At 41.1% G+C, this 4,549-nt stretch carries 3 protein-coding genes; all 3 read right to left on the reverse strand.

The window, feature by feature from the left end; genetic code table 11:
• Positions 1-474 precede the first annotated feature (474 nt).
• Entirely contained in the window at positions 475-1,206 is a 732-nt protein-coding gene (locus tag AC2SLT_RS12990; RefSeq protein ID WP_486548073.1) for a hypothetical protein, read from the reverse strand.
• Complete coding sequence (locus AC2SLT_RS12995; RefSeq protein ID WP_486548074.1) at positions 1,203-2,057, reverse strand: glycoside hydrolase family 19 protein; 855 nt, start codon at positions 2,055-2,057, stop codon at positions 1,203-1,205. The genes AC2SLT_RS12990 and AC2SLT_RS12995 overlap by 4 nt, the downstream gene beginning before the upstream one ends.
• Positions 2,057-4,549 (reverse strand): DUF2345 domain-containing protein (locus AC2SLT_RS13000; protein ID WP_486548075.1); only part of this gene is annotated, 2,493 nt, incomplete at its 5' end. The genes AC2SLT_RS12995 and AC2SLT_RS13000, both read right to left, overlap by 1 nt.

Below are 4,549 nucleotides of genomic sequence, written 5' to 3' on the forward strand. Positions count from 1 at the left end.
TCACCATCCTATCTTGCTGAGTGGTTGACAGCATCTCACCCATAGAGCGATGAACCAGTAACTCCTCACTGACGTAACCACTATCAGCGGCGCTGTCTATCAAGGTATAGGGAGTTTGTTGATGCGTAGTAGAAGTTTGCTCTTTGGTAATGGCCTCAAGCTGAGTCTTAATCTGATTATGACTATTAACCTGACGACCTAAACCTGTGGCAAGCTGGGTTAAGCGCTCGCTTAGATGCTGACCACCAAGACTGGTTTGAGTGAGGGTAGGGGTATGCTGCTCACTAAAATAATTACTTAATGCAATTTGCTAAAGAGAGATTTTATTTTAATAGATTCATAGTTTTTTATAACTTGACCAATGCCGAATGTCTCTTTGACCACTACACTTCACGTTTGGTATCTGTATATTCAATGGGATCGGAAAGATGCATAGAGGAATTCACTGGTCATTTATTATATGATTCAGTAAATTCAAATACATAGATTTGTATCTTCACATTTTATCCAACCCTCAACTTCTTTATTATTTTTAGTATAAGTTATTTCAAGCCAACCTGAATCAATACGATTCACGGTAAATGAAGTACCCTCAATTAATAATAGATTACTATCGAAATAGTAGCTTGGCCCATCTTTTAATATAGTATTACTTGTCGTATACCCTCTAACGGCTTCACCATCTATCCAATTTTCAAAAAACTTTGATTTTAAAACTTTTTCAACTGTTGACTTTTCTTTGAAAAAGTATGAATTTAATACTTCATTTGTATTATAGTTAACTAAAATGCCTCCTGATCCAAAGAAGGTGCTTATTTTTTTATCGTATTGACACTGATAATTGATATCACATTTATATGCAAGCGTTGTATAGTACTTTCCCCAATTAATATATGGATGCTCGGCATCTCTATAATCTTCATCATATGAGATGCCTACAATAATATAAGACCGACCTTGAATTTTATGAGTAAAAGTATAATTTAATTTTGGAATATCATTAGGAAGTTCAATTGTATCTAAAAGATAAGCATCACCTTTACTATCTGTAAGGAATATCTTGAGACTGTCATTTTCTTCCAATGTGGTTATATCATGACTGATCTGATTTATTTTAATATCAGTGATGTTAGTGTAACAATTAGATGAACAGGATATTGATGAGATAAAGAATGATAATAAAGCAACTTCAATAAATTGTTTCATTTACATGCTCCATATGCAGTTACAAATTTAGTCCCTATAGACTTTTTAGCTTTTTTTCTTTCTGCCAGTTTCATGCTGCCCCCATTCACAAGCCTCGTAACTTTGGTAGTTACCGAATCGCTTTGAAAATCTGATGTATCTAGAGTAGTTTCTTCTAAAATCTTTCCATTTTTTTTATCCTTCCAAAACCAAGTAGCGGTTTCTAATGCTATGTCTAAATTAGTCTCTAATAAAGTAGGCATCTCTACAATATTAATACCTGTATCTTCAGTAAAACTTTTATACTGAGCAAAATGAGTAAAGTGCATAAACCCCCTACCTCGATAATCGTTTTGAGGGTATTTTTCATTACCATATAAATGAAAGCCATATGCTTGATCATTAGCTAACAAGTTATCTCTAATATAATTAATTCTCTGTTGCCGAGTATAATGACCTAAATTCTTTCTATCGAAACCATTATCAATAGCTGTTCTGGAAATTGCATAAATTTGTTCAACCGTCCTAGTCCTCGTAGTATAATAAAGACTTTCTCTCAAAGTTGTAAATTCATTAGTTTCAATCTGCGATTGTGCAAGAAAGTTCACTAAATCTCGACAGGTATTTGCATTATACTTTTTTAAATAAAAAGGTAGTTTCAGCAAAGCTGATATAAATTTAGAACTCATGTTCGACTTGATGCTTTTTATAAATTCTTCATCAATGCTGATTGATTGTCCACATTTACTACACTTTATGACTTCTCTAGTAATATTAACGGTTGTTACATCTAAATCTTTTTGAGTAGTAGTCTTAGATAAATATTGCTCGTCATATGGTAAATCACCAGGACGATCTTTAAATGTACTCATTATATACTCTCCATATTATTGATTAGCAAATGAACTTTAATTTCCTGCTCAATTGAAGTACGTAAAATCTCTGTATATCCATCAACATCAGTCGTACCCTCAGAAACCTCACCTGTTTTTTCAGCCTGAGCAATATAATCCACATAGCTATAGGGTAAATCATCATCATCTACAAATCTAAACTGAGCACTATACTTATCTAACTTCAAATGTGCCTTTATCTCATCAGGCTTAGCACTAAAGAACGTTTGTGTTTTACCCTCATCATCAGTCACACCCTCATAAGTCTCTTGAGTTCGTTCATTAATCGCAACATAAGGTGTATTCGCATAAGCAATATCGTCATCGTCAGTAAACTTAAACTGTGCTTTATAAATAGCGCCAGCAATAAACTCAGGCAACCCATCAAGCCCCAGCCCATCAAACCCACCACTCGCCGGATTATGCTTACCCGCCTTTTCAATAAACTCATTGGCCTTAATCGTAATATCCCCGCCTTCAAGCGTAATACTTGCTGAGCCTGCATGAATCGTCACCTTATTACTCGCCGCAATCTCAACCTCTTTAGTTGAAGACGATATATTCACATCCTGCTTAGCGGTTGCCTCAAGTCGTCCTGTATGCGCCGATACCATGATATTGTCTTTCGCATTGGTCATACTCACACTACCATCTGCCACAAGGGTCGTTGACTCACCGCTCACCTGATGATGCCCCTTACCACTGCTCACCATCCTATCTTGCTGAGTGGTAGATAACATCTCACCCATAGAGCGATGAACCAGTAAATCTTCACTGACGTAACCACTATCAGAAGCGCTGTCTATCAAGGTATAAGGAGTAGTGTGATGTGTGGTTTGGGTTTGCTCGTCAGTGATAGACTCAAGCTGAGTCTTAATCTGATTATGACTATTAACATGACGACCTAAACCTGTGGCAAGCTGGGTTAAGCGCTCGCTTAAATGCTGACCGCCAAGGCTGGTTTGAGTGAGCGTCGGGGTATGATGCTGATAATCATGCTTTGTGCTTTGGGCATAGGTTTGGGGTTGACTCGATATCACCATAGCCTGCCCAGTCTTCACACTCACTTGCGCATCGGTTGCGACATGAATACCGTCACGTTTACTAGACTCTGTAGCAGGGTGAATCACACCCATCTTAACCTTTGACTTAACGTGGCTGCTATTATTTGCTAACTGAGAATACGCCTGATCAGATCGGTGCTCAGTCACCCACTCGGATAACGCATCGTCTGCCTGATGCCGATAGCCACTTTCTACCGCTTTGTCATCATGACAAGCAAATAGGCTAGGGCGAGTGGTCGATAATAGACTGCCTGTATTGATTAAATGCTCACCATCACCAATAGACTGCACAAGCGTTTGATCATCCGCTCTATGCGTGAAGTGAGTGCCATAGTTCGCCCCTGCCTGTGCCTCAAGTCTTGATATAGGCTGAGCAGGGGTATCAAACAACATAAGCCGAGTAGGGGTCATATGATCACGACTGTCCGTGTCTGACTGATCTTCTGTGATGCCTGTCATAGGCGGCAATACTTGTTTGCGATATAGATGACCCACCCAAGGGGTGTCGGCTAATATCAAGCTTAACTGAGTCAGATGACTGCCTGCCTCTAGATGTGAAGCATGACGCTCACGGTGGCGACGGCTTTGAGTCAGCCCTGTGATGTGGGTCAGGCTATTGCGTGCTAAGTGAGTCAGATGGGTGGCGCGGTAATGATCATTTAAGCGGTTATGACCGTCTAAGATAAAGGTATCTGCCACATTGGCATCAGTGGCGTATGCTAGGGCAGTATAGCGGTTATGAGCTGCCGTTAAGCTTTGAGCGATACTTTGAGCATCATCGATACTTTGGGTGTTTGTCACAGGAGCAAAGGCCGCTGGGGTGTCAATGGCTAGCTTGGCAGTAAAGACACTTGAGTCATAGACGGGCGTGGTGGCTGTGCGTTGCTCGGGATGTGACACTGCGGCGGTATTAAAGCGCTGAACATTGACTTGGCTAGGTAGGGCAGTAACACGATGCGTGATGGCAAGTACGGGGGCGTGAACCCGGTCATGCAGTGCGTGATGATAGCGTATCGCACCGATGTTATGACTGATATTGTCCGCTTCGCTGGGCGTACTACTGGTGATAACCAAGTGTGGCGGGGTGTGCTTAATTGTTTGGGTATGACGCAGATAGCCGGTTAGGCCCTGACGAGATAGACGTTCACAGATATGGGCCCAGTCGCTGAGTTGCCACTGGGTCATGCGTGCTGGGGTCCAGTCATGGCCGCTGTCATCTATGATGTCAACATCAATGGTAGATAGGCGCTGTGCAACCATACTCACCACATCGGTATGGGTGTCTATATGGGCACGGGCATGTTGATGCAGCGTTGAGGTGATGGGTTGGGCGATAAGGCGGTAGTAGCCATAGCTGCCTTCATGATCTATTTGACGTATGGCGGTGATATACAGGTGGCGATAGGC

It is taken from the genome of Psychrobacter sp. CX18, from assembly GCF_057396215.1.